The 23,237-nt window shown below is 69.6% G+C and carries 24 protein-coding genes and 1 pseudogene; 9 read left to right on the top strand and 16 right to left on the bottom strand.

Annotated elements, in window-relative coordinates; genetic code table 11:
• Nucleotides 1-17: 17 nt before the first annotated feature.
• Both ABIA32_RS15745 and ABIA32_RS15740 read left to right on the top strand, forming a co-directional pair.
• Complete coding sequence (locus tag ABIA32_RS15745) at nt 18-1,544, top strand: hypothetical protein (protein ID WP_370095343.1); 1,527 nt, start codon at nt 18-20, stop codon at nt 1,542-1,544.
• 163 nt (nt 1,545-1,707) lie between these two features.
• Nucleotides 1,708-3,213: an APC family permease gene (locus ABIA32_RS15740; RefSeq protein ID WP_370095341.1), complete on the top strand. Its 1,506-nt coding sequence runs from the start codon at nt 1,708-1,710 to the stop codon at nt 3,211-3,213.
• A gap of 46 nt (nt 3,214-3,259) precedes the next feature.
• Here the strand turns inward: ABIA32_RS15740 and ABIA32_RS15735 are convergent, their stop codons facing one another.
• The gene (locus ABIA32_RS15735; protein WP_370095339.1) at nt 3,260-4,735 is read right to left on the bottom strand and encodes an SDR family NAD(P)-dependent oxidoreductase; all 1,476 of its coding nucleotides are present in this window, start codon (nt 4,733-4,735) and stop codon (nt 3,260-3,262) included.
• A 67-nt stretch (nt 4,736-4,802) separates the two neighbouring features.
• Complete coding sequence (locus ABIA32_RS15730) at nt 4,803-5,294, bottom strand: MarR family winged helix-turn-helix transcriptional regulator (protein WP_370095337.1); 492 nt, start codon at nt 5,292-5,294, stop codon at nt 4,803-4,805.
• A 98-nt stretch (nt 5,295-5,392) separates the two neighbouring features.
• Between ABIA32_RS15730 and ribA the strand changes: the two genes are divergently transcribed.
• The gene (gene ribA, locus ABIA32_RS15725) at nt 5,393-6,031 is read left to right on the top strand and encodes a GTP cyclohydrolase II (RefSeq protein WP_370095335.1); all 639 of its coding nucleotides are present in this window, start codon (nt 5,393-5,395) and stop codon (nt 6,029-6,031) included.
• A gap of 62 nt (nt 6,032-6,093) precedes the next feature.
• Here the strand turns inward: ribA and ABIA32_RS15720 are convergent, their stop codons facing one another.
• Nucleotides 6,094-6,825: a MerR family transcriptional regulator gene (locus ABIA32_RS15720; protein WP_370095333.1), complete on the bottom strand. Its 732-nt coding sequence runs from the start codon at nt 6,823-6,825 to the stop codon at nt 6,094-6,096.
• 55 nt (nt 6,826-6,880) lie between these two features.
• Between ABIA32_RS15720 and ABIA32_RS15715 the strand changes: the two genes are divergently transcribed.
• Together ABIA32_RS15715 and ABIA32_RS15710 are read left to right on the top strand one after the other, a co-directional pair.
• On the top strand, nt 6,881-7,168 hold the full coding sequence (locus ABIA32_RS15715) for a hypothetical protein (protein ID WP_370095331.1): 288 nt from the start codon (nt 6,881-6,883) through the stop codon (nt 7,166-7,168).
• A gap of 846 nt (nt 7,169-8,014) precedes the next feature.
• Nucleotides 8,015-8,656 carry a hypothetical protein gene (locus ABIA32_RS15710; protein ID WP_370095329.1) on the top strand — a complete coding sequence of 214 codons (642 nt, stop codon included), beginning with the start codon at nt 8,015-8,017 and terminating at the stop codon, nt 8,654-8,656.
• Between the two features lie 60 nt (nt 8,657-8,716).
• Here ABIA32_RS15710 and ABIA32_RS15705 read toward each other — a convergent pair whose 3' ends face one another.
• From ABIA32_RS15705 to ABIA32_RS15655, 11 genes are all read right to left on the bottom strand, one after another.
• Nucleotides 8,717-9,595, bottom strand: a complete 879-nt coding sequence (locus ABIA32_RS15705) for a slipin family protein (RefSeq protein ID WP_370095327.1) — start codon at nt 9,593-9,595, stop codon at nt 8,717-8,719.
• A 590-nt stretch (nt 9,596-10,185) separates the two neighbouring features.
• Nucleotides 10,186-10,356, bottom strand: coding sequence for a hypothetical protein (locus ABIA32_RS15700; RefSeq protein ID WP_370095325.1), 171 nt, complete (start codon nt 10,354-10,356; stop codon nt 10,186-10,188).
• 25 nt (nt 10,357-10,381) lie between these two features.
• Nucleotides 10,382-10,738 carry a PRC-barrel domain-containing protein gene (locus ABIA32_RS15695; RefSeq protein ID WP_370095323.1) on the bottom strand — a complete coding sequence of 119 codons (357 nt, stop codon included), beginning with the start codon at nt 10,736-10,738 and terminating at the stop codon, nt 10,382-10,384.
• Between the two features lie 223 nt (nt 10,739-10,961).
• On the bottom strand, nt 10,962-11,234 hold the full coding sequence (locus ABIA32_RS15690) for a hypothetical protein (protein WP_370095321.1): 273 nt from the start codon (nt 11,232-11,234) through the stop codon (nt 10,962-10,964).
• 111 nt (nt 11,235-11,345) lie between these two features.
• On the bottom strand, nt 11,346-11,585 hold the full coding sequence (locus ABIA32_RS15685; RefSeq protein WP_370095319.1) for a three-helix bundle dimerization domain-containing protein: 240 nt from the start codon (nt 11,583-11,585) through the stop codon (nt 11,346-11,348).
• Nucleotides 11,586-11,660: 75 nt separating this feature from the next.
• Nucleotides 11,661-12,410, bottom strand: coding sequence for a GAF domain-containing protein (locus tag ABIA32_RS15680; protein WP_370095317.1), 750 nt, complete (start codon nt 12,408-12,410; stop codon nt 11,661-11,663).
• A 5-nt stretch (nt 12,411-12,415) separates the two neighbouring features.
• Nucleotides 12,416-13,153 carry a hypothetical protein gene (locus ABIA32_RS15675; protein WP_370095315.1) on the bottom strand — a complete coding sequence of 246 codons (738 nt, stop codon included), beginning with the start codon at nt 13,151-13,153 and terminating at the stop codon, nt 12,416-12,418.
• A gap of 3 nt (nt 13,154-13,156) precedes the next feature.
• Nucleotides 13,157-13,522, bottom strand: coding sequence for an STAS domain-containing protein (locus ABIA32_RS15670; protein ID WP_370095313.1), 366 nt, complete (start codon nt 13,520-13,522; stop codon nt 13,157-13,159).
• A gap of 107 nt (nt 13,523-13,629) precedes the next feature.
• Nucleotides 13,630-14,583 carry an acyl-CoA desaturase gene (locus tag ABIA32_RS15665; RefSeq protein WP_370095719.1) on the bottom strand — a complete coding sequence of 318 codons (954 nt, stop codon included), beginning with the start codon at nt 14,581-14,583 and terminating at the stop codon, nt 13,630-13,632.
• Nucleotides 14,584-14,905: 322 nt separating this feature from the next.
• Nucleotides 14,906-17,290 (bottom strand): phosphoketolase, encoded by a 2,385-nt coding sequence (locus ABIA32_RS15660; protein ID WP_370095311.1) that lies wholly within the window; start codon nt 17,288-17,290, stop codon nt 14,906-14,908.
• A gap of 156 nt (nt 17,291-17,446) precedes the next feature.
• Nucleotides 17,447-17,992, bottom strand: a complete 546-nt coding sequence (locus ABIA32_RS15655; protein WP_370095309.1) for a DUF5994 family protein — start codon at nt 17,990-17,992, stop codon at nt 17,447-17,449.
• Between the two features lie 368 nt (nt 17,993-18,360).
• Between ABIA32_RS15655 and ABIA32_RS15650 the strand changes: the two genes are divergently transcribed.
• Nucleotides 18,361-18,741, top strand: coding sequence for a CBS domain-containing protein (locus tag ABIA32_RS15650; protein WP_370095307.1), 381 nt, complete (start codon nt 18,361-18,363; stop codon nt 18,739-18,741).
• A 197-nt stretch (nt 18,742-18,938) separates the two neighbouring features.
• On the opposite strand, the gene ABIA32_RS15645 is transcribed toward ABIA32_RS15650, so the two are convergent.
• Entirely contained in the window at nt 18,939-19,112 is a 174-nt protein-coding gene (locus tag ABIA32_RS15645) for a CsbD family protein (RefSeq protein WP_370095305.1), read from the bottom strand.
• Between the two features lie 513 nt (nt 19,113-19,625).
• Between ABIA32_RS15645 and ABIA32_RS15640 the strand changes: the two genes are divergently transcribed.
• From ABIA32_RS15640 to ABIA32_RS15630, 3 genes and pseudogenes are all read left to right on the top strand, one after another.
• The gene (locus ABIA32_RS15640) at nt 19,626-20,051 is read left to right on the top strand and encodes an STAS domain-containing protein (protein WP_370095303.1); all 426 of its coding nucleotides are present in this window, start codon (nt 19,626-19,628) and stop codon (nt 20,049-20,051) included.
• A 23-nt stretch (nt 20,052-20,074) separates the two neighbouring features.
• Nucleotides 20,075-20,914 (top strand): annotated as a pseudogene (locus ABIA32_RS15635) (SigB/SigF/SigG family RNA polymerase sigma factor); the annotation flags it as partial.
• A gap of 579 nt (nt 20,915-21,493) precedes the next feature.
• Nucleotides 21,494-22,087 (top strand): helix-turn-helix domain-containing protein, encoded by a 594-nt coding sequence (locus ABIA32_RS15630; RefSeq protein WP_370095716.1) that lies wholly within the window; start codon nt 21,494-21,496, stop codon nt 22,085-22,087.
• 44 nt (nt 22,088-22,131) lie between these two features.
• Here ABIA32_RS15630 and ABIA32_RS15625 read toward each other — a convergent pair whose 3' ends face one another.
• A complete protein-coding gene (locus ABIA32_RS15625) occupies nt 22,132-23,208 on the bottom strand; it encodes an HTTM domain-containing protein (protein WP_370095713.1) in 1,077 nt (358 codons plus the stop codon).
• Nucleotides 23,209-23,237 lie beyond the last annotated feature (29 nt).

The raw sequence follows: 23,237 nt of genomic DNA, 5'->3' as shown, positions 1-23,237 counted from the left end.
CGAGGGCGAGGTGGGGCGTGAGCGAGGGCGGCGGAGGACTGCGCGGTCGGGTGCTCGTGATCGACGGTGGTGGCGGACGGGCCGGTCGGCGCTTCCCACCGCGCGCGACCCGGCCCGCGCCCGGGCTCTCGTCGATCCTCGCCTCGATAGCCCCGCAGGTGCTGCTCGCCGCCGACGGCGTCGACACCGTGCACCTGCCCGCGAGCACCGACGCGGCAGGCGTCCGCGACCACCTGCGGGCCTCCGCCCGCCACCCTGGTCCACTGCTGGTCCACATCGGCGGCCACCTGGCCCGCGACCGCCGCAGCGGCGCGCTCGACCTCGACCTCGACGCCTCCCGACTGCCCTGGCGCGTCCTCGCCGAGGAACTGCGGCTGCGCCCGCCGCAGACCGGGACCCTCGTCATCGCCGACCTCAGCGCGGAACCCGCCGCGCTGCCGCAACTGCGTGTGCTTCCCTCTCCGCTGGCAGCCGGCCTGCCGCTCTGGGCGGCGATCAGCCCCGACCCGCAGCAGGTCGGCGTCTTCACGCGCGCGCTGGTCGAGGCCCTGCACGGCGGACGCCCAGGCGCGGGGGAGCGGCTGACGCCGGAGCAGTTGCAGCAGCAGGTCCACACCGTGCTGCGACCCGAGACCCAGATCGTGGTCTCGCACGGGCCTGGCTGGCGCGTCTTCCGCAACACCTCCCGCCGCCTGGGCCCGACCCTCGTGGAACGGGAGCTTGTGCCCCCGGCCGCTGCCGCTGCCGCTCCTACCCCCGCGCCCGCTCCTCCCGCTGCTCCTGTTCCGGCTGCCGCGCCCGCTACCCCCGCGTCCGCTGCTCCCGTTCCGTTTCCCGGGCCCGCTGCTGCCGCGCCCGCGCCTGCACTCCCCGTCCCCGGCGCTCCCGTCCCCGGCGCTCCCGCTCTGGCCGGCCCGGCAGTCGAACTGCGCAACGAGGGCGACACCGTCGAACTCCCCTCCCTGGCACCGGCGGAGCTACCCCCCTTCGACCTGCCGCCGCTCCCGCCGCACCCACCCACCGTGCACCTCTCCGCTCCGCCCACGCCCACCCCGCAAGCCGCCCCCCGCGCGCAGCGCGCCGCCGCGCTCCTCGCCGACGAACTCGACCCCTACCGCACCGCCATCGGCTCCATCGTCGCCGCCGCGGACGCGGGCGAGCACGCCCGCGCGGTCAACGAGGCCATCGCGCTCGAAGGCTCCGCCGTCGCCCGCCACGGCCAGGACGCCGAACCGGCGCTGAAGCTGCGTCAGGTCCGAGCCCATGTCACCCGCCTGGCGGGACTCCAGCGCGACGCCGCCCTGCTCTACCGCGACGTGGCACTGAGCCTGCTCGACGACAGGGGCGCCGACGACCCGGAGACCCGCCAGGCGGCCGCCAACGCCGAAGCCTGCTGGCGGGCGATCGAGGACGACACGGAGGCCCGCATGCTCGGCCCCGCTCTGCTGAGGCTCCGTCAGGCAGTGCCGGACCAAGGGAGGTTGAGTTCAGTCGAGCGCCATCTGGCGCGCCTGCGCGGTGAGGACGCCACCATCGCCCGCTGACGGAACCGTCGGGCCCCTGCGGTAGTTGATCGCGCCGTAACGGGGCAAGCCTCCACGCCGTCAAAGGATTTACCATCGTGGCAACACCTTGAGGCTCCCGCCTGTCCCCGCCTGGCCGGACACTGATCCGACCATCCCGGTCCCGACTCAGCGAGGAGCCTCCATGTCCGTGGCCGAAAAGGGCGAGCAGAGCGCACCATCCGCCTCCCCACCAGTGCAGCGACTGAAGGCCGGATCCGTCGGTCTGGTCGGTGTCATCTTCATGGCCCTGGCGACCGCCGCGCCGATCACGGCGATGACCGGCAACCTCCCCGTCATCATCGGGATGGGCAGCGGCACCGCCGCCCCCGCCGCTTTCGTCTTCGTGACACTCGTGCTGACCGTCTTCACCATCGGCTACGTTGCAATGGCCCGTCACATCACCACGGCCGGCGCCTTCTACGGCTTCGTCTCCCACGGCCTGGGCCGTGTCGCCGGCATGGCCTCCGGTCTGCTCGCGGTGCTCGCCTACGTGGTCTTCGAGGCGTCCATCGTCGGCATCTTCGCCTACTTCGCGCAGCAGGCCTTCGAGTCGCAGTTCCACATCCATCTGCACTGGCAGGTCTTCGCTCTGGCGATGCTCGGCGTCACCGCGCTGCTGTCCTACTTCGACCTGCACCTCGCCTCGCGCGTGCTCGGGGTCTTCCTGGTCGGTGAGGTGGTGATGCTGCTGCTGCTCGGCGGGGCGGTGCTCTTCCACGGCGGCGGCCCCACCGGCCTGCACATCGGCACGCTGAACCCGGCCAAGGCCTTCGCCGGCGCCAACGCGGGCGTCGGGCTCTTCTTCTGCTTCTGGTCCTGGATCGGCTTCGAGTCGACGGCGATGTACGGGGAGGAGTCCCGCAACCCCAAGCGGATCATCCCGCGCGCGACGCTGCTGGCCGTGATCTCGCTCGGCATCCTCTACACCCTGGTGACCTGGACGACCCTGGTCGCCACGAGCCCCACCGACGCGGTCAAGACGGCCAACGGCAGCAACCCGCTCGACCTCTTCCTCGTCCCGGCGCAGACCTACCTCGGACACTGGGCCGTGTCCGCGTTCTCCTGGCTGATGTGCACCAGTGCCTTCGCCTGCGGCATGGCCTTCCACCAGTGCGCCTCGCGCTACCTCTACGCGATCGGCCGGGAGGGCTTCCTGCACCGCGGGCTCGGCCGCACCCACCCCAAGTACGGCTCGCCGCACGTCGCTTCGTTCACCCAGACCGGCATCGCCCTGGTGATCATCGGTTCGTTCTGGGCGACCGGCCAGGACCCGTACATCAGCCTCTACACCCTGATGGCCATCCTCGGCACGCTCGCGCTGCTGGTGGTGCAGACGCTCTGCTCGTTCTCGGTGATCGCCTACTTCCGCCGCAATCACCCCGAGTCACGGCACTGGTTCCGCACCTTCACCGCGCCGCTGCTGGGTGGGCTCGGCATGCTGGCGGCGATCTATCTGCTGGTCACCAACCTGGACACGGCGGCAGGAGCGGCGTCGAAGATTCTCTTCTTCCGCTTCATCCCGCCGATCGTCGGCGCCGTGTTCCTGGCCGGCATCGGCCTGGCCCTCTACATGCGGGCCAGGCACCCGGACCGTTACGAGCTGATGGGCCGCCTCGTCGCCGCTGACACCCAGGAGCGCGAGGACTGACGCTCCCGGGCTCCTCGCTCTTCGGGGACGAGGGGCTGACGACGGATCACCACGGGTGCGGGCGGTAGTCCTTGAGGAAGACGCCGAACAGGTCCTCGCCCGCCTCGCCACGCACGACCGGGTCGTAGACGCGCGCCGCGCCGTCGACCAGGTCGAGCGGGGCGTGGAAGCCCACGTCCGCCATCCGCATCTTGTCGGGGTGCGGGCGCTCGTCGGTGATCCAGCCGGTGTCGACGGCCGTCATCAGGATGCCGTCCGTGTCCAGCATCTCCTGGGCGCTGGTGCGGGTGAGCATGTTGAGGGCGGCCTTCGCCATGTTCGTGTGCGGGTGGCCGGGGCCCTTGTAGCCGCGGCCGAACTGGCCCTCCATCGCGGAGACGTTCACCACGTACTTGCGCCGGGCCGGGGAGGCGGCCATCGCCGCGCGCAGGCGGCTGACCAGGATGAACGGCGCGGTCACATTGCAGAGCTGGACCTCCAGCAGCTCGATCGGGTCCACCTCCTCGACCCGCTGGATCCAGCTGTTGGACGCGTCCAGGTCCGGCACCAGCCCGCCCGCGTCGATGGCCGTACCGGCCTCGATCAGCGCGGGCGCGGCCGAGCCGCTGGTCAGCGCGAGCGCGGTGAGCGCCTCCGCGCTCAGAGCCTCTCGCCGCGGGCTGCCGGCCTGGGCCGGCAGAACCGGCTGGCGGCTCAGGTCGAAGCGGCCCAGCGTCACCGAGGAGGGCAGCTCCCCGGCCGGCAGCGGCGCGTCCTCGGCGTCGATCAGCTCTTGGTAGGCCCGGGGGGAGCGGCGCACGGTCTGCGCGGCGTTGTTGATCAGGATGTCCAGCGGTCCGGCCGCACTGACCGACTCCGCCAGCGCGATGACCTGGGACGGGTCGCGCAGGTCGATGCCGACGATGTTGAGGCGGTGCAGCCACTCGGCGCTGTCCGGCATCGCCTTGAAGCGACGGATCGCGTCGTTGGGGAAGCGGGTGGTGATCGTGGTGTGCGCGCCGTCGCGCAGCAGCCGCAGCGCGATGTACATCCCGATCTTCGCGCGGCCGCCGGTGAGCAGCGCGCGGCGACCTGTCAGGTCGGTACGGGCATCGCGGCGGGACCGGCTCTCCTGGGCGCAGCTCTGGCAGAGCTGGTGGTAGAAGGCGTCGACCTCGACGAAACGCTGCTTGCAGATGTAGCAGGCGCGCGGCCGCTCCAGTATCCCGGCGATCTCGCTGGTCACGGAGGTGGTCAGCTGCAGGCCCTGGGTCTCGTCGTCGATCCGGTCGGCTGCGCCGGTCGCGGTGCGCTCGGTGACCTCGCGGTCGTTGGCGGTCTTCGCGGCCCGGCGCTCCTGCCGGCGGCGGTGCTTGACCTCGCGGTACAGGCCGGCCGTGGCCCGCCGCAGCTCGATGGCCTGCGGGTGGTCCAGCGGGAGCTCGTTCAGCTCGGCCAGGGCGTCCAGTACCAGCTGCAGGCGGTCCGGATCGATCCCGGGGTGGGCCTCGGCGGCGGTCATCACGTCGGGTCCTGCGTTCATCGCCTGCTTGGTCTCGTGAGGGGGGCGGGTGGGGTGGTGCGGAAGCGAGAGGTCAACCCGATCAACTCTACTGGGTCCCGCTGCTTGGTCCGCCCGACGTCCTGCCGCACCTCAGCCGCCCGGCCACCTGCCCCAGCCCCTCGGCGATGTGCGTCAGCTGCTCGGGGGTGAGCACATCGATCAGCGCCTCGCGCACCGCCTCGACGTGACCGGGGGCGGCGAAGCGCAGCACCTCCCACCCCTGGTCCGTGATCTCGGCGAAGACGCCGCGCACGTCGCTGGGACAGGAGCGGCGGAATACCAGACCGGCCCGTTCGAGTTGGGTGATCTGGTAGGTCAGCCCGCTCTTGGAGGTGACCAGGCGGTCGGCCAGCTCGGTCATCCGCAGGGCGCCGCCGGGGGCGTCCGCGAGCTGTACGAGGACCTCGTACTGGGTGTGGGAGAGCCCGGCGTCGTCCTTGAGCTGCTGCTCGAGGCGGCGGCTGACCAGGTTGGTGGCACTGAGGAAGGCGAGCCAGGCGGCCTTTTCCTGATCGTCCAGCCAGCGGGGTTCTCTCATATCCACCACTCTACTCCTGTTGTTCAAATTTGAAACACGGTGTAGCGTCGGTCACGTTGCTTGGTTCAAATTGGAACTGACTGGAGCGGAGTCACCCTATGAGCGAGATCCCCGAGGCGACGGTCCGCACCCGTGTCCGTGTCCCGTTGCGTTTCGGCGACGGCTACAGCGTCGACGCCGAGCTCGCCACCTTCCACGGTCTGGCCGACGGCCTGGAGCACCTCGCGGTGGTCCTGGGCGACCCGGACCCGGCCGAGACCCCGCTGGTCCGCCTCCACTCCGAGTGCCTGACCGGCGACGTCTTCGGCTCGGCCCGCTGCGACTGCGGCCCGCAGCTCCGCGAGGCCGTCGAACGCATCGCCGCCCGTGGCGGCTACCTGCTCTACCTCCGCCAGGAGGGCCGGGGCATCGGCCTCTACAACAAGCTGGACGCCTACGCGCTCCAGGAGCAGGGCCTGGACACCTACGCCGCCAACGCCGCCCTCGGCCTCCCCGAGGACGGCCGCGACTACACCGCCGCCGCCCAGATGCTCACCGCGCTCGGCGTGGGCTCCCTGGACCTCCTCTCTAACAACCCGGACAAGGCCGCCCAGCTCCGCGACCTCGGCGTCCCGATCCGCGACCGCGTCCCCACCGGCGTCCACGCCACCCCGCACAACCTCCGCTACCTCCGCGCGAAGGTTCACGGGACAGCTGGATCACTCGCTCATGATCTGTTGCAGGGGCGCATCGCCTGAGAGTTGGGATGCCCTCGCGGACTTCCGCAGATCACCGGGATGCCGTGCCCGTCCACGCCGGGTCACACGTTCAGTCGCGCGCGAACGAGGGTGTCGAGGCGCTGCCAGGCCGGGGACGACGCATTGACGGCGCCCTGGACGAGGGCTGGAATCTCGGATTCGGCGTCCTGCCCCGGAAGGTCGTCGGGTCCGTAGCGCTTCTTGGTTGCCTCGACGATTCGGCGGGCGAGGTCGTCGATGCGGGGATCGTCGGCGTCCAGGTCGTGCGCGTAGTCGTAGTCGAGGAAGAGCCTTCGGAGTGCTGGCTCGGCGACGGTCTCGGCTTGGTCATGGAACAGCGTGGCGGCGAGGTCTGGGTGGGTGGCGAACACGAGGATCCACAGGTCGCGCTGCAGGTCCACCCATCGCGGCGTGAATCCCAAGGAAGTCAGGTGGTCCAGGTAGGCGCTGACCTCGGCGGGCAGTGGTTCCAGACGCCCGGTGGCGAGCTGGCGCAGGCGCTTCTGGGTCGCCCGCAGGCCACGGATGCGGGCGGTGAGCTCTTGGTCGATCTCGCGCAGCGCTGTCTGGAACTCGTCGTCGGTCCCTGATCTCAGATCCCGGATGCGGGCCAGTGGGACTCCGGCCTCGGCGAGAGTCCGGATCTTGATCAACTCGACGGCGTCGCGCGCGTCGTACCGCCGGTAGCCGGACGCGTCGCGGTCGGGTTCGGGGAGCAGCCCCTTGTCGTGATAGACGCGGATCGTCTTCGTCGACACTCCGATGTACCCGGCCAGCTGCCCAATGGTGATCACCTGGCCATCGTCCCACTTGACCTTGCCCTAGGGGCAAGGTCGCACCATGGGCGTCATGGCAGACAGAAATTTCGACCGGGAGACCCTGCGCGAGCTCGCCGACGAGGGCAACGAGACCGCCTGGGACCGGCTGGCCGACCTCGCCGATGCAGACGGGGACCTTGAGGAGCTGAGCGGGCTACTGGACGAGGGATGCATGCGCGCCGGGTTTCTCCTTACGCGACGTGCGGTCGCAGCCGGCGACCTGCGCGAGCTGCAACGGATCTCGGACGCCGGCTACGACGGGGCCGGGGACGAACTGGAGCGGCTGCTGAAGACACCGGCCGACGGACGTCGGGATTGAACGCCGAGCGACTGCCGATGCAGTGCGATCCGGGCGACGTCCCCGGCCCTCCGCTGCCCTTGCGATGTTCAAGGGCAAGACCGCTTCATGCTGCGCTCGCGACCTGCCCTCCTCGCCGGCGATCTCGGCCACTCTCCGTCACGATTGGCGGCCAGTTGACTCCCCATCAGCTGGCCGCCAGCGGGGAATCTCAGCGGCTCTGATCAACATTTCGGGATGGCCGAGCGTATACGGCTCACGAGCAGGAAGGACTCGGAGGTTATCCTTCCTGCGCTGTCGCCCGGCGCCGTCCTTCTGGAGTGAAGGTGAGCTGGCGGCGAATGGAGCGTCACACGGCGGACTGCCCACAGCAGTGGCTGCTCACGGCGCGGTGGCCAGGAGCACCGACGGTGTGCCGAAGGTCGAGGTCACGTCGGCCCATACCCGGTCCTGGCTGGCCGATCTCGCGCCGCAATGAGGTGATTCCTCGTCAGATCACCGGCTGGCGACCTACACTGGAGCAAGCCCCGGACCCGACCGGGCGCAGCTGTGTGACGGCGATTCCCGCTCGTCCGGATGGTTCGCTCCGGTCGACGGGCTCGTCCCGGAGGGAACTTGCCAGGCGCGCGGGCCGAAAGTTGCTCGACGCGCGCCGCAGAGGAGCCCCTCGACCTCACCTATGTGTGATCGCAACCGGAGCTTCCCGGACGCGCTGTGGAACCGAGGCGTCATGCCCACCACTCTGTTCGATCCCTTCTTGGTCGCCTCTCCCGCCCTTCGCGCCCGCCTCGTCTCGGGTGGTGCCCGGTGACCGCCCGATCCGAGGCCGGTGGGGGTTCGTCGGGGCGCGAGCGGGCCGCAGACGGGGTGATCCTGCGTCGGCTGAGTCGTTGGCAGGCTGAGGAACTGCGTGAGGATCTGGCGGACCTGCATGTCGAGTCGTGGGAGACCGCGGCCGGCGGAGAGTATTCCGGTCGGCAGGAGTTCCTGACGCGCTTGGCGGCAGCGGTGCGGCAGCCCGGCTTCGTCATGGTGGTAGCGGAGTCGAACACGCTGGTGGGCTGTGCCTTCGGATTCCCGGTGGGACGGGACGGCGTCTGGTGGCGGGGGTTCGACGGCGGACTGCCGCGGACTGTGGAGCAGTTGACGGCTTCCGGCCATGTGTTCGCGATAACGGAAGTGACAGTGCATCCGTATGCGCGCGACCAGGGTCTCTTCCAGCGGTTGCAGGCGGAGTTGCTGGCCGGGCAGGAGGCCTCATTCGCCGCCACCCTGGTGGACGAGGCCGACCGAACGTCGTACTCCGCCTTCCGGTCCACGGGGTGGCAGGAGATCGGGGAGGCGCACTGGCCGTCCGGGGCGCCGGCCCGGCGGGCGCTGCTCCTTCCGCTGGGCAACCGCGCGGCAGGCAGCCCCGGCGGTCTTGCTCACAACGCCCGCACCCAGCGTCCGGAGGGGTCGGCCGACTCTCCGTCGATGCCGCGAGCCGTGCCGCCGGAGTCTCCCTGACAGCCGCGCACGCGCATCGACCCGCGGCGATGACGCCGCGGGTCACTGCGCGCTTCGCGCCTACACGGTCTCGGATGCGCCGTTGGGTGCCGGCACGAGAAGGGACCTGGTCCCGGTCGGTGCGTGCTGGGGGAGCGCCGGCGTCGGCGCCGTGGCGGCGGCTTTGGCTGCGAGCGCCTCGCGGGAGAGGAAGGCGCCGAGTTCGCCGATGGTGCTCATCAGCGGTGCGGGGAAGACGACGGTGGTGTTCTTGTCGACCCCGATCTCGACCAGGCTCTGCAGGTTGCGCAGCTGCAGGGCGAGCGGGTGAGCCATCATCATGTCGGAGGCCTCGCCCAGGGCGGCGGCGGCCAGGGACTCTCCCTCGGCATTGATGATCTTGGCGCGCTTCTCCCGCTCGGCCTCGGCCTGGCGGGCCATCGCGCGCTTCATGGTGTCGGGCAGCTGGATGTCCTTGAGCTCGACCAGGGTGACCAGCACGCCCCACTCGGCGGTGGTGACGTCCAGGATCTGACGGATGTCCAGGTTGATGCGGTCGGTCTCGGACAGGGTCTCGTCCAGGGTGTGCTGGCCGACGACCTTGCGCAGGGTGGTCTGCGCGATCTGGTTGATCGCGGCGTTCACGTTCTCGATGGCGATGACCGACTTGACCGCGTCCTGGACACGGAAGTAAGCCACGGCGGAGACGTCGACGCTGACGTTGTCGCGGGTGATGATGCCCTGGGACTGGATCGGCATGGTGACGATCCGCAGCGAGACCCGATGCAGGACGTCGACCAGCGGGATGATGAACCGGAGACCGGCGGCGCGCGGACCGACCAGGCGGCCGAAGCGGAACAGGACGCCCTGCTCGTACTGCCGGACGACGCGGATCGCCATCGCCAGCCCGATCAGGACCAGGACGACGAGCACCACGAGGATGGTGATCAGGACTGCCATGTTCGCTCCCTCGGAGGACGGACCGCGCCGAAAGGGCATCGGTCCTGGAACTGCGTCGCTGCAGGGGCAAGGCCGGGAGGCGCGAGACCGCTTCTCGGCCTCACCGTGAGCCTGCTCCGCCCACGTCGCCGCGGAGTAGGGCCGAACAGGCCCTGTGCCGCCCGAGACCGGCCCTCGCAGGGACCACGAACGCGCGGCAGCTTGTCGGCGATCAGCAGTCCGGCAAAGGCCCCGGTGGCGCCGAGTAGCAGCAATCCCAGGAGAATCATGTGCTCCGTCCCTTCATGGCGTGGTGCAACTCCGGCGTCGTTCACCTGCCCGTCGACGCCTCGGACTGACGGCGGTGCGTGCCCGGAACAGCTTCTGCTCCTCGCGCCGTCGCGATCGAGATGCGCCTACCCGCCACGCGTTGCCGCAGCCGCTGGGCGGGAGGTCAGTTCGCCTCCTGCGCATGACGGTAGTGGGCAGCCTCCAGCGCTTCCCGGCACTGAGACGTCTCGTCAGCTACGTCGGCGTCCAGCGTGCGGACGCGAAGAAGGCCCCGCCGAACAGCGCGTGCCCGTGACGCGCGCAAGGCGCGGTCGCGCACCTCACCGTTGCGGGCGTCGGGCCCGACGTCCGGACCAGCGGACGCCGGCGAAGGCGAGGTCGGCGACCAACAGGACGCAGCCGATGACCAGCAGGAAGACCAGTCCCTTGGCGACGGCCCCGATGATGCCCAGAACGATCGCGAGGATGACTACGAGGAGGAACAGCGCCATGGTGTCGCCTCCGAGGGCGAGGTGGTCAGCGGCGGGCGAGCTGCCGCTCGCCGCCGGCACCGGGTTGGTAGGTCAGACCGTAGTGCTTGAAGATCGCTTCCTCACCGGAGGCCGGCAGCACGTCGTCGGTGCCGATCGCAGGGCAGTCCTTCACCAGGGACCTGCTGTAGTTCACCCGGACGTAGCCGGGGCCGACGATCACGTCGTCGAGAGGGACGAACACCAGCCGATGTCGCGTGGGCAGGCCGACCTGCACCGTGGCCATGGCCGGCTCGTCGCTGCTGGTGTCCACGTAGACCGCCTCCAGCGTGCCGATCTTGCGCCCGTCCGGATCGATCACATCGTGTGACCGCCACTCGCGTAGATCCGCTGCCTCGATCACGGCGTCTCCCTTCGCAGGCATCCAGAGGCGGACGGCGAGACACCGGTACCAGCAACTCTGGGGTCCCATCCCAACGTACTCCCGCGTGTGCCGGCGGGCATTTGCGCTGTACAGAATTGCTCAGCGGACGGAGCCGACCGGCGGGTTCCCGCAGGGCCGGGACCTCCGGAGCCGCGCCCGGCGCGTACGAGCGCGAGCCCGGGCCGGCGCAGGGGGCAGTCGCTCACGAACGGCTTCCCAACTTGCCGATCGCGCCGCCGACGGCGGCGTAGACCAGGGCCGGCAGGCCGAAGACCACGACCGCGTGCAGCTTGCTGTTCGTGACGGAACCGAAGATGCCGCGAGTCCAGCCGGCGAGCCAGTCGGCGGCCTGTTGGAGTAGATGGACGATTGAGTTCCCGGTGCTGGCGTCGAACAGGAAGAGCAAGATCCAGACGACCAGCAGGAGCGCCGCGAGGTATGCGGCCAATCGGACGATGCGCAGAAGAGCACCCATGCTTCGCGCCTGCCCCGAACCGGCCGCGGAAAACGGCGGGGGCGACTACGGGTTCGGCCTTCCGTCCCCTCAATCCCGCTTCGAAGCGGCCATGGAGGACGCAGTCCTGCCCTACCCTCCGCCGCTCCCGCTCCCGCCGCTGCCCCGAAGCCGCCGGTCGAGCTCGGCGCGCACGCTGCGTTCCATCAAGATGGGAACGTACGTTCGTACAGGGCTTCCCTCGAAGCGGCGTCGCGCGATCGCCAACACCTGATCCACATCACCGGGCGCCACCCTCCGCCCGTACCGGTGCTGCATCCGCTCACGCAGGCGCGCGATCGCGGTCTCCTCCTTTTGGTCCGCCGCTTCCATCTGCGGCCTCCTGGGCTCCTGGGTCGGCTCTCTTCGTGCCTCGGACCCGCCGACGTGCTCCTCGCGTTGAGGCGGTCAGGGCTGCGGTGTGGACTTGGCCGGGTGCGGGATGAGGGTGGTGTCGAAGGTGCCGTCGGCGATCTCGCGGGCCAGTTGGGACATCTTCTGTCGGTTGGCGCGGGCGTAGACGCGGAAGGCGGCGAATGCCTCGTCCGTGGTGATCTGCCAGCGTTCCGCGAGGATGCCCTTGACCTGTTCCAGGACGATGCGGGTGGTGAGCGCGGACTGGAGCTGGCCGCGCTCGAGTTCGCTGTGCGCCAGGGTGCGCTGCTGCAGGATGGCGATGGTCGCCAGGTCTGCCAGGGCCTGCGCGAGGGCGACGTCCTCGGCGCCCAGGGGGGTGGGGGCGGCGCGGAACAGGCCCAGGACGCCGATGACGCGGCCGCGCAGGCGCAGCGGGATGGCGTTGGCGGACACGAAGCCTGATGTGCGCGCGGCGGGCGTGAACTGCGGCCATCGCGTGGCGGCTTGTGGGTCGTCGAGGTCGATGTTGGTGTGCGGCAGGCCGCTTCGGTAGCACTCGACGCAGGGGCCCTGGTCGTGCTGGAGAGCGAAGAGCTCGAGCAGGCGCGTGTGTTCGTCCGAGGCGGCCAGGACCTGAAGGATGTCGTGCTGGTCGGCCAGCAGGACGCCGACGGCCGCCACGTCCAGGAGTTCCATGCAGCGAACGGAGAGCTGCTGGAGGAAGTCGATCAGGTCGAAGTCGTCGATCAGGGAGTCGGCGACCTCCACGAAGACTTTGGTGAGCTGCTGTTCGCGGGTCATGGCGATCAGTCCTTGTCTGCGACGGGTGTGGAGGTGCCGTTGCCGTTGCCGTTGTCGTCCAGGCGGAGCCGCCGGGTCACGATGTCCTTGGATACGTCGGTGATGGAGCGGCCACTGCTGTAAGCGTGGGCGCGGAGCCGCAGCAGCGCCTGGGGCAGGGGCAGGGCGAGTTGGACGCTGACCATGCCGGTGGCCTGATGCACGACAGCATGCTGCAAGGCGTGGGGGGAGTCCACGGGGGTGGGGCCGTCCAGGCGCGGCTCCTTGCTGCCCAGGAATCGGGCGGTCAGGGCGGACGCGAGAGTCTGGGCGTCGCCGATCTGCTGGTCGGTGAGGGGTCCGGGGGTCCTGCGAACGGCGGTCAGGACACCGGCGCGGATCGCGCCTATTCCCATGGGAAAGCAGAACACCGCGCGGGCGTCCAGGTCGGGGGCCTCCATGGTGAGCGCGGGCCAGCGGTCGTGACGTACGCGGACCAGGTCCGGCACCAGCATCATCACCCCGGTGGACACCGCGTCGGGGCCGGGTCCTTCCCCGAGGGTGAACTGCAGGTCCTCGAATCGGCGGGTGGTCTCGGATGAGCACCACAGGAGTTCGGTGAGGTCCGCGGCGGTCACCAGGGACACGGCGAGGCCGTCCATGCCGAGTGCCAGTGCGCCGGCCGCGGTGATGTCGGCGACTGCGTCGGACTGATCGTCGAGCTGCAACTCGCGCAGGACGGCGACCATGCGGTCACTGATCACCGCTCACCGCCGAGCCCCCGGAGGCCGGAGCTGGAGGCCTCCGTTCGCAGGCCTGGGGGTCGGGGTGGGTGCGTGGGGGAGCAGGAGGGCGGAGGTTCCGGTCAGGGTGAGGAGTCGAGTCAGTTTCGGGCTGACGTGGGTGAGCTGGAGGCTGCCTCCCGCCGCGGTGGCGCGCCGCGAGGCTTCGAGGAACGCGTTGACGCCGCTGATGTCGCAGAAGGTGACGGCGGTCAGGTCGCAGGCGATGGTGCGGTCGCCTCTGCTCAGGATCTGGCCGACCGTGTGGCGCAGCAGGGGCACCGAGGCCAGGTCGATCTCTCCGGACAACGCGAGCGAGGGGCCGCGCCGGAGGATGCTGAGTCCGTACACGACCGGCGTCAGGGCATCCCTGCGTGACCGGCCGACGCAACGGTGGATCAGGCGTCTGACGTCCGACGTCCATGTTCGTGGGGCGCCCGCGAGGGCGGTGGTGGTGTTCACAGGCGGTGGCCTTCCACGCGGGCGGGGCTGGGCCAGTGGGCATCGGTGGCCCAGCCGGCGCGTTCGAACAGGTGGATGACGGCGGCGCTCAGGTCGATCTGTCGGCGGTCGACGCCGTGGCGGGCGCAGGTGGGGTCGGCGTGGTGCAGGTTGTGCCAGCTTTCGCCGAAGGAGAGCAGAGCCAGCGGCCACAGGTTGGTGGCGCGGTCGTGGCGGCGGGTACGGAACGGGCGCTCGCCGATCATGTGGCACAGCGAGTTCACGCTCCACGTCACGTGCTGCAGCGCGGCCACGCGCACCAGTCCCGCCCAGATCAGGGCCGTGAGAGCGTCGTGGAGTGTGCCGCCGATCGCCCACCCCAGGCCGAGGGGCAGCGCGAGCGACAGGACGCACAGCGCAGGGAAAGCGGCGGAGACCCTGCGCATGTCACGGTCGGCGACCAGGTCGGGCGCGTAGCGGTCCGCCGGGGTGAGGTCGCTGGTGAACAGCCAGCCGACGTGGGCGTGGGTCAGGCCGCGGAGTTGGCCGCGCAGTGTGGTGCCGTAGCGGAAGGGGGAGTGCGGGTCACCGGGGCGGTCGGTGAAGTCGTGGTGGCGCCGGTGTGTGGCGACCCAGCTGATCACGTCGCCCTGGAAGGTCATCGATCCGGTCACCGCGAGCACGATCCGCAGGGTGCGGGTGGCGGTGAAGCTGTGGTGGGTCAGACAGCGATGGAATCCCACGGTGACGCCCAGACAGGTGACGGCGTAGAGCATGACGGCGAGCGCCACGTCCACGGGACCGATCAGCTGCCCCCACAGGACCCAGCCCGCCAGGAGGACCGCGAGAAATGGGAAGGCCACGATCGCGGCGGTTGCTGCCACCTGCCAGCCCTGCGGACGAAGATCAGGCGCGGACTCTGTGCGAGGAAAGGGCTCGCTGCCGTTGTAGACCGACTGCGTGGCCGACACGCGGGGGAGTGACGTCGACGCTGTCTGCTTGTGACTGGACACCGGCACTCCTGGCCGTCGTGAACGCGACGCAGCCAGGGTCAAGGGCAGCCGGACGACACCGCCCAAGAGGGGCGCAATTCGCACGAGGGGAATGGATCGCTCTCCGGGAAAGGTGTCTCTCCACCCAGAGTAGCGCCGTATTCCCACCTCTGGTTCCGATCGCTGTCGATCGGTTCGGCTGCGCGCGGGCAGTGCGCTCCGCCGGGGCGTACGCGGAGCGGATGAGGTGCAGGCTGAGGCGGCGGCGTCCCACGACCGGGTGGCGCTGGACCGGCTGCCGTCAGGGGGTGCCGGCCCAGGTCCAGTCCCTGATCTCCGGGAGGTCCTGGCCGTGCCTGGCGATGTACCGGCTGTGCTCGACGAGTCTGTCCTGCATGATCTGTTTGAGGTAGTCGCCCTTGGCTCCGAGCTGCGGCAGCCGGTCGATGACGTCCTGGACCAGGTGGAAGCGGTCCAGGCGGTTCTGCACCCGGACGTCGAAGGCCGTGGTGATCGTGCCTTCCTCGGTGTAGCCGCGCACGTGCAGGTTGTGGTTGGTCCGGCGGTAGGTGAGCCGGTGGATCAGCCACGGGTAGCCGTGGAAGGCGAAGACGATGTGCTTGTCCCGCGTGAAGAGCGAGTCGTAGTCCGCGTCGCTGAGGCCGTGCGGGTGCTCGGTGTCGGGTTCCAGCTTCATCAGGTCCACCACGTTGACCACGCGAACCCTCACCTCGGGCAGGTGTTCGCGCAGGATGGTGACCGCCGCGAGGACCTCCAGAGTCGGGGTGTCGCCGCAGCAGCCCAGCACCACATCGGGTTCGCCGCCCTGGTCGTTGCTCGCCCACTGCCAGATGCCGACGCCCTGCGTGCAGTGCACGGCGGCGGCTTCCACGGTCAGCCACTGCGGCATCGCGCGCTTTCCCGCCACCACGACGTTGACGTAGTGGCGGCTGCGCAGGCAGTGGTCCATGACCGAGAGCAGGCAGTTGGCGTCCGGTGGCAGGTAGACCCGCACCACGTCGGCCTTCTTGTTGACGACGTGGTCCAGGAAGCCCGGGTCCTGGTGCGTGAAGCCGTTGTGGTCCTGCTGCCAGACGTGGGAGGTGAGGAGGTAGTTCAGCGAGGCGATGTCGCGGCGCCAGGGCAGGCCCTTGGTGACCTTCAGCCACTTGGCGTGCTGGTTGAACATCGAGTCGACGATGTGGATGAACGCCTCGTAGCAGTTGAACAAGCCGTGACGGCCAGTCAGGAGGTAGCCCTCAAGCCAGCCTTCGCACTGGTGCTCGCTCAGCATCGAGTCCAGAACCCGCCCGTCGGGCGCCAGGAACTCGTCCCCCGCCTCGGTCCGGCCCTCCCACTGTCGGGCCGTCACGTCGAAGACCGCACCGAGGAAGTTGGACAGGGTCTCGTCGGGGCCGAAGAGACGGAAGTTCCGCTGCTGCGCGTTGCGGGCGATCACGTCCCGCAGGAAACCTCCGAGGACGAGGGTGTCCTGCGCCTGGACCGCGCCGGGCTCGGACACCTCGACGGCGTGGGCGCGGAAGTCCGGCATCCGCAGGTCCCGCAGCAGCCGGCCGCCGTTGGTGTGCGGGTTCGCGCCCATCCGGCGGTCGCCCTTGGGAGCCAGCTCCGCCAGTTCCGGCATCAACCGGCCGTCCGCGTCGAACAGCTCCTGCGGCCGGTAGCTGCGCATCCAGTTCTCCAGCTGGGCCAGGTGGGTGGGGTGTTCGGCGTCCACCAGCAGCGGCACCTGGTGGGAGCGGAAGGTGGCCTCGATGGGCAGGCCGTCGACGAACCTGGGGCCGGTCCAGCCCTTGGGCGAGCGTAGGACGATCATGGGCCAGCGCGGCCGGGTGGTGTCACCAGTGGTGCGGGCGTGGGCCTGGATCTCCTTGATCCGCTCGACGGCGCGGTCCAGGGCGGTCGCCATGAGCTGGTGCATCGCCATGGGGTCGTCGCCGGCCACCAGGTGGGGTTCCCAGCCGCAGCCGGTCAGGAACTGCTCCAGTTCCCCGTCCGGGATCCGGGCCAGGACGGTCGGGTTGCTGATCTTGTAGCCGTTCAGGTGCAGGATCGGCAGAACCGCGCCGTCGCTGACCGGGTTGAGGAACTTGGTGGAGTGCCAGGCGGTGGCCAGCGGCCCGGTCTCGGCCTCGCCGTCGCCGACCACGCAGGCGACGACCAGGTCGGGGTTGTCGAAGGCGGCGCCGAAGGAGTGGCTGAGCGAGTAGCCCAGTTCGCCTCCTTCGTGGATCGAGCCGGGGGTGGTCGGTGCGACATGGCTGGAGATGCCGCCGGGAAAGGAGAACTGGGTGAACAGCTTCTTCATCCCGGCCTCGTCCTGGCTGACGTCCGGGTAGATCTCGCTGTAGGAGCCCTCCAGATAGGTGTTCCCGACCAGCGCGGGTCCGCCGTGGCCGGGGCCGGCGACGTAGAACATGTTCAGGTCGTACTCGGTGATGACCCGGTTCAGGTGGACGTAGATGAAGTTCTGGCCCGGGGTCGTACCCCAGTGCCCCACCACCAGTGGCTTGACGTCGGACAGTTCCAGCGGCCGTTTCAGCAACGGATTGTCATAGAGGTAGAGCTGGCCCACCGACAGGTAGTTGGCGGCTCGCCAGTACGCGTCCATCCGGTTCACCTGGTCGGGCGCGAGTGCGGGGGCGGTGCGGGTGGTCGTCGTCATCGGTTCCGACTCCTTCGCGGGGGAACTCCGGCAGCTCTCGGCCTGGGGGAGCGCGGTGTCAGCCTGGGTACGATTTCCCGGCCGGTGACCGGTGGGCTGGATGGACCGAGCTGCATGCTCCACGCCGGCGACCTGGCAGGACCCTGGCCGGGCCTGCTACGGCGCGGCGAAGACCGTGGCAGTCTCGCCGTGCCAGTCCCTGGGCGCGGTCGCATCCCAGCGCTTCGATCCCCAACGGCTGGTGGAGTCCGGGTCGAGCAGAGCGCCGGCGCTCTGCCGGTTCCCGGCGCCGGACGCGGCCGCCATCAGTCGGGCGGCTTCGTCCGGGTCGGTTTCGGGAGGCACCACGAGCAGGTCCCAGCGGCCCACCTGGTAGGAGAACAGGCTGATCTCGTACGGGTCCTGCTCGGCGTCGAACCATCCCAGGCGCAGCGTGTGCACCCCGGTCCGGACCCGGCCCGGGATAGTCGGCCACAGATGCCGGTTGACTGTGGCGTGGGTGATGCGGCCCCAGCGGACGTCGAGCTCCGCGACCAGGGGAGGCAGCTCCTGCTTCAGGTCGCGTGAGTGGGGCCACCAGGCGCCGTCGAGGCGGCAGCGTTCTCCGTCCGGGGTGACGCTCAGGCGCAGCGGTAGCCCGCGAGCCGCTGTCGCGGTCGGTTCGGCCGGGGCGGGGCGCTGAGGGGCGATGTCGGTGGCCATGATGCGGAGCCTGACCCCAGGCGGTCACCCGCCCGGTGCTGCCGTTCCCCGAGGACGACGCGACCGTGACTGTCGCCTGCGAAATACCCTCGACGCTTCCAACGTACTCCGGTGCGGTTCTGGTCGGGACACGCGCCGTGGAGCGGCGGGACCGCAGGGACAGCCTTCAGCGGCGACCACCGCGGACAGTACGGTCCCACGCCCCTGCTGCCGTCGCTTGGATTCCGCGATCCAGCCGAGCGCAGGATGCCGGCCGTCGGGGCCGCTTCGGGCGCTGAGGTCACGCCTTGGGGGTTGAACCCGCGAGGTCGGGGAATGATCATTGTTACGAAGGGAAGAGAGCCATGGTTCCCACAGGTACCGCGGCGATGCACGACCCCGTCGCCGCCGAGGTGATGATTCCGGCCGATCTGCAGGTCAGCGACCACACGGCCGTGGACAAGGCGCTGTCCATCCTGCACAGTGCCCACATCGACCACTTGCTCATTCGCGGCGACGATGGCAGATGCGTTGGTCTGGTCACCCGTGACCAGCTCGCCGGCTATCTGTCGCAGCCCTGGTACGGCCAGCATTCCCGGCTGCGCGATATCGAACACGATGGCGGCCCGTTCGCCCGCGCCGACATGTCCGCGGCCGCCGCGGCTGCCGTCATGAAGGCGCGCGATCTGAGCGCCTGGCCCGTTGTCAACGATGACGGCTTTGCCCTCGGGGTGATCACCGAGGAGCGGCTCCGCATCCTCGGGGCGTAGTCCCTTCCCCGACCTCATGGTCACCTGTCATCGGGCGATGAGTTCGTCAAGGTCCTGGACGACGACGTGCGGAGCCTGCGCGTCTGCTGCGCTCTCGCCGCAAGAGTGAGCGCGGTGATGCCGATAACGGCCACGATCAGGATCACAACGGCCATGCCTGTGGACATATCCATCCACCCGAGCGAGTGGGTGGCTGCTCAGCGCCTGAACGCGTCCTTGGCCTTCTGTCCGGACTGCTTCAGGTTCCCCACGACGCGGTCGGTCCTGCCCTCTGTCCGCACGCGCCGGTTGCCGGTGGCGCGCCCGAAGCCTTCCTTGAGGCGACCTTTGAGTACCTGCTTCGTATTACTGATCTTCTGACCAATGCTCATGGTCATTCCTTTCGGGTGTGACTTACCGGCGGCACTTCGAACGCAGCGTCCCTGAACCGTACTTGTCGATCCGCGCCTGCCCCGGCCCGGCTCCGCCAACCCTGAACGCGGACGCCGTGGATCGGCACGACGGAGATGAGCAGAAGCCCGTCACGAGAAGGCAGCGCAGCGACAAGGACAACGTGCGGGCTGCCTGAGACGACCGGTGCTCCATGGGCTGATGGATGACCTGTCCCCGCCGTCCGCGCGGGGCTATGCTGGCGAGTGTCCCAGACCCCGACGGCGCGCTGCTGCTTGGCACAGGTGCCTGCGGGGGGCGGACCATTCGTTCGGTCGTCCTGGGCATCCCCGAGGGGAACCAGCCGGATCATAACCTTGATGCCACGGGCTTTTGATCGGCCATTCGCCCTACACCCGGAAGTACGACCGTCCCCCGGGGCGTCCCCGCAGGTGCGGGGATGCCGGCACTCGCGCAAGCCGCTGCCCCGGACGGCCCGGTGAACTGAGGCGATCATGCTCAGCCCAGAGACACTCGGCATCTGTCGGCGCGACACGACGAACCAGGCCCTGATCACCCCGATCGGGGAGATCGACCTCGAATCCGCCCATCTGCTGGGAGAAGCGCTGGATACGTGCCTGCGCGACGGCATCCGCACCATCGACATCGACGCGAGTGCGGTCACCTTCTGCGACTTCCGGGGCCTGAACGTTCTGCTCACGGCCTCGCAACACACCGCGATGCTCGGCGGATCCCTGCGCCTTCATTCGCCCAGTCCCATGCTGACGCGGTTCCTCGCCTTCGCCGGCGCGGGCTGCCTGCTCCTCGCACTGCCCGACGACCTGGTCGCCACCACGCTCTCACCGCCGCCCTCGACGCGGTACGAGGGCATGCACCAACTCGTCTCGGTGATGTCCACCGTGTCGGGCGGTGCTCGGTGACCACCGCGGAACTCGCTGACGTGATGACACTTACCGAAGCCGGACCACGCGCGCGGTCCTGGGCGCGGCCTGAGCAGGTGAAACCGCCCGCCGGCGGCGGAGCCCGGGACGCCCGTGCCGCCTCCGTCGTGCTGTTCGCCCGGCTGCACGACCTCGAGGAGGGCTCGCCGGAGCGCACCTGCGTGCGCAACAGCCTGGTCGAACTCAACCTCACCTTGGTCAAGTTCGTCGCCGCCCGGTTCCGCGGCCGCAGCGAGCCGATGGAGGACATCATCCAGTCCGGAACCATCGGCCTGATCAAGGCCGTCAACCGCTTCGACCCGGACCGCCGGGTGGCGTTCCCGACCTTCGCCATCCCCACCATCACCGGCGAGATCAAACGGTTCATCAGGGACACCAGCTGGGCCGTCCACGTCCCGCGCCGGCTCCAGGAGCTGCGCCTCACACTGGCCAAGGCGTCCGACGAACTCACACAGTCGCTCAACCGCGCCCCCACCACCCCGGAACTCGCCGGATTCCTCGGACTGCCTGAGAGCGAGGTGATCGAGGGACTGCGCGCGAGCAACGCCTACACGGCCGGTTCACTGGACACCGTCGAGGAGGAGTCTGCCGCCCACAGCGCCATGGGCGACCGCACCTGGCGTGCGGATGCCGCCGCCCTGGAGAGCGTTGTGAACCGCGAGTCCCTGAAACCGCTGCTCGCCGCTCTGCCGGAGCGCGACCGGATCATCCTGTCCCTGCGCTTCGGCCAGGAGCTCACCCAGTCCCAGATCGCCGCCGAGCTGGGTCTCTCCCAGATGCAGATCTCCCGCCTGCTGTCCCGCGCCCTGGGACTGCTCCGCAGCGGGCTGCTCACCGACGACCACGCACCGGTACCTGGTGCGGTCCCCCCGGTCGCGCCGTCCGGGAACCCGCCGGCCAAGGTTTCCTCAGCCCATGTGTCCGCCTCTGCTGCTGAGGAATGGCCGTCTGACCCGCCACCGGCACGTCATGAACGGAACCCGGTCGCGCCCACGAACCCTCGACCACCGGAGGAGAGAGTCAACCATGCCCGGCACGACGGTCATCAGTGTGGCGCCGGCCACCGTCCACGTTCCGGCGGTCGTACTGCTGGGCGAGTGGAGGCCAGACCTCCGCTGCGGCCGGTCGGCCGAACCCTTCGAGGAGGAGACCTACGCAATCACACCGCCGTAGCGCCCGTCCTCCGGTCCTCGGCAGACGCCTCAGCCACCCAGCCCCTCGCGCCGCCGTCGCGCAGGAGGAGCGTCTGCGCAGGGCTCAGACAGCGAAGCGCCTCCGCCCGTCGCCGACCACGCTCCAGGAGGCCCGGGCAGCCGCCAAGTTGCCGCCTCCCCACTGCCGGCGTTCCCGGCCGTCGCCTCCGAGTCGCAGGCACGGATCGAGGCTCCACATCGCAGGCGCGCCACAGCCACCGCTCGGTCATGCGGCCCGCGCGGGGCTCCGCCCGATCAGCCTGCCCCATTGCAACCGCCGCCGGGTACAGCCCCTGCATGTCTTTGGCCCGTCAGAATCGTTGTTGCTTATGGATGCTTGGGTGGTGGGACGACAGCGAGAAATGGGGTTCCAGTGAGCGGCGGACGGGTGAGTGCCGCGAATTGGCCTGCGGCTTTTGGGTGCGAGGGCGGATCGGCCGGATGAAATGGAACCTCCGGGCGCTCGCCGTCAACCAGGACGTGTGGCAGGCGGAATTGCGACGTCGCCTGGCTGAACACGGCTTGGTGATCTCCGTGGGGAAGATGTCCAATCTCTGGACCGGACAGCCGGTATCGCTCAAGTTGGAGGAGCTGGACATCATCTGTGTCGTGCTCGGCTGCGCGATCGGCGAGTTGCTGGAGCCGGAGCCGGAGAAGGTCACCTGCCCCATGGAGAAGTCCGCACCACCTGCGGTGGATCTGATCGACACAGGGGCGGCGAACCAGAGCCTCGCACCGTTCAGAGGCGCTTTCCGGCCCGTCCCCGGGCACCCGGGAATGTTCGATCTCCGGGGGACGACCGCGGAGCAGCCCTGCTCCTGATCTCTCCTCGGGCCCGGTGCAGCCGCCACTCGTCTCCTCGCGGGTCAGGGGGTTCGTGGCGGTTCGGTCACCGTTCGGGGTCGGGGCAGGTCCCTGCGTTCGCGGGCTGTCAGGTGGCGCTGAATCGCGCGTCGCCCGACACAGGCAAAGCGGAGAAGGGCGTGATCGGGAAGGAATACCGCGTCAGCGACGATCATCGCGCCGGAGAACACCGGCAGCCCGAGCAGGACGGCGATCCCGGCGTGCATGCCGATCAGCAGGCCGAGGAGGACGTATTTGAGCCTGCTGAACAGGGCGAAGGGAAACGCCACCTGGACCAGGACGGTGACGTAGCCGGCGATTGCGATCAGGAGGTCGTGGGCGTCGGCGAGGTGCGAGAGCGTGGGCCAGGGCTGGAACAGGTCGAGATTGAGCACGTAGTGGAGTGCGGTGCCGTCCCGCCACATGCCTCCTTGCACTTTGTACAGGCCGGCGGCTCCGTAGAGGATGCACACCTGCGCCGCGATCACGAACATGCCGCAGTTGTGCACCAGCGCGGTCAGCTGCGACCGGAGCATCTTCGCCTGCTGCCAGGATGGCCCCGACCTGGGGTCGGTCGACTCGGGACCCGGCCGACCAGGGGCGGACTCACGGAGCCGTCGCCTGAGGGCGTCCAGAGACCAGCGACGGCCACAGGCCGTGAACGTCAGGTAGATGGCCATCAGCACGATCAGGTTGTCCCCGCCGTCCGTCATGAAGACGGCGCGGCCGTGGAAAGAGGTCACCACGAGGGCGAACAGAACGGATGCCACTCTGGTGTGCCAGCCCAGCATGAACACGGTCGACGTGAGCAGCGCCAGGATGTAGCAGGCCTCGAAGTACGCCCTGTCGTCGGAGAGGGTGAGCAGGCTGAACCAGCCGTTCTGGTGGGACAGCTCGCGGGCCAGATCCGGAGTCCAGGGAGAGTCTGGTCCCCAGATCTCGTCGCGGTGGGGGAACTCGCGGAGCAGGAACGTGAGGTAGAGCAGTCCGTACCCGATGCGCAGCAGGGCCGCTGCGTGGAGCGAGACGGCCCGTTCGGTCAGGAAGACGAACGCCCTGGTGACGGGGTCGGGGCGGCTCTGCGCGGGGTAGGGGGCGATCGATGGCTGACCGTCATGGCGGGCTTCGG

The sequence above is a fragment of the Streptacidiphilus sp. MAP12-20 genome (assembly GCF_041262525.1).
In the GTDB taxonomy this organism is placed as follows: Bacteria; Actinomycetota; Actinomycetes; order Streptomycetales; family Streptomycetaceae; genus Streptacidiphilus.
Note: the sequence above shows the minus strand (reverse complement) of the source record. Positions and strands in the feature narration are given on the sequence as shown.

Coding starts and splice junctions, on each gene's coding strand:
- ribA (WP_370095335.1), top strand. CDS start 5,393: ATGAGCGAGATCCCCGAGGCGACGGTCCGCACCCGTGTCCGTGTCCCG.
- ABIA32_RS15685 (WP_370095319.1), bottom strand. CDS start 11,585: ATGGAAGCGGCGGACCAAAAGGAGGAGACCGCGATCGCGCGCCTGCGT.
- ABIA32_RS15690 (WP_370095321.1), bottom strand. CDS start 11,234: ATGGGTGCTCTTCTGCGCATCGTCCGATTGGCCGCATACCTCGCGGCG.
- ABIA32_RS15715 (WP_370095331.1), top strand. CDS start 6,881: ATGGCAGACAGAAATTTCGACCGGGAGACCCTGCGCGAGCTCGCCGAC.
- ABIA32_RS15630 (WP_370095716.1), top strand. CDS start 21,494: ATGCGGCCCGCGCGGGGCTCCGCCCGATCAGCCTGCCCCATTGCAACC.
- ABIA32_RS15640 (WP_370095303.1), top strand. CDS start 19,626: ATGCTCAGCCCAGAGACACTCGGCATCTGTCGGCGCGACACGACGAAC.
- ABIA32_RS15700 (WP_370095325.1), bottom strand. CDS start 10,356: ATGGCGCTGTTCCTCCTCGTAGTCATCCTCGCGATCGTTCTGGGCATC.
- ABIA32_RS15705 (WP_370095327.1), bottom strand. CDS start 9,595: ATGGCAGTCCTGATCACCATCCTCGTGGTGCTCGTCGTCCTGGTCCTG.
- ABIA32_RS15650 (WP_370095307.1), top strand. CDS start 18,361: ATGCACGACCCCGTCGCCGCCGAGGTGATGATTCCGGCCGATCTGCAG.
- ABIA32_RS15730 (WP_370095337.1), bottom strand. CDS start 5,294: ATGAGAGAACCCCGCTGGCTGGACGATCAGGAAAAGGCCGCCTGGCTC.
- ABIA32_RS15645 (WP_370095305.1), bottom strand. CDS start 19,112: ATGAGCATTGGTCAGAAGATCAGTAATACGAAGCAGGTACTCAAAGGT.
- ABIA32_RS15655 (WP_370095309.1), bottom strand. CDS start 17,992: ATGGCCACCGACATCGCCCCTCAGCGCCCCGCCCCGGCCGAACCGACC.
- ABIA32_RS15680 (WP_370095317.1), bottom strand. CDS start 12,410: ATGACCCGCGAACAGCAGCTCACCAAAGTCTTCGTGGAGGTCGCCGAC.
- ABIA32_RS15740 (WP_370095341.1), top strand. CDS start 1,708: ATGTCCGTGGCCGAAAAGGGCGAGCAGAGCGCACCATCCGCCTCCCCA.
- ABIA32_RS15735 (WP_370095339.1), bottom strand. CDS start 4,735: ATGAACGCAGGACCCGACGTGATGACCGCCGCCGAGGCCCACCCCGGG.
- ABIA32_RS15660 (WP_370095311.1), bottom strand. CDS start 17,290: ATGACGACGACCACCCGCACCGCCCCCGCACTCGCGCCCGACCAGGTG.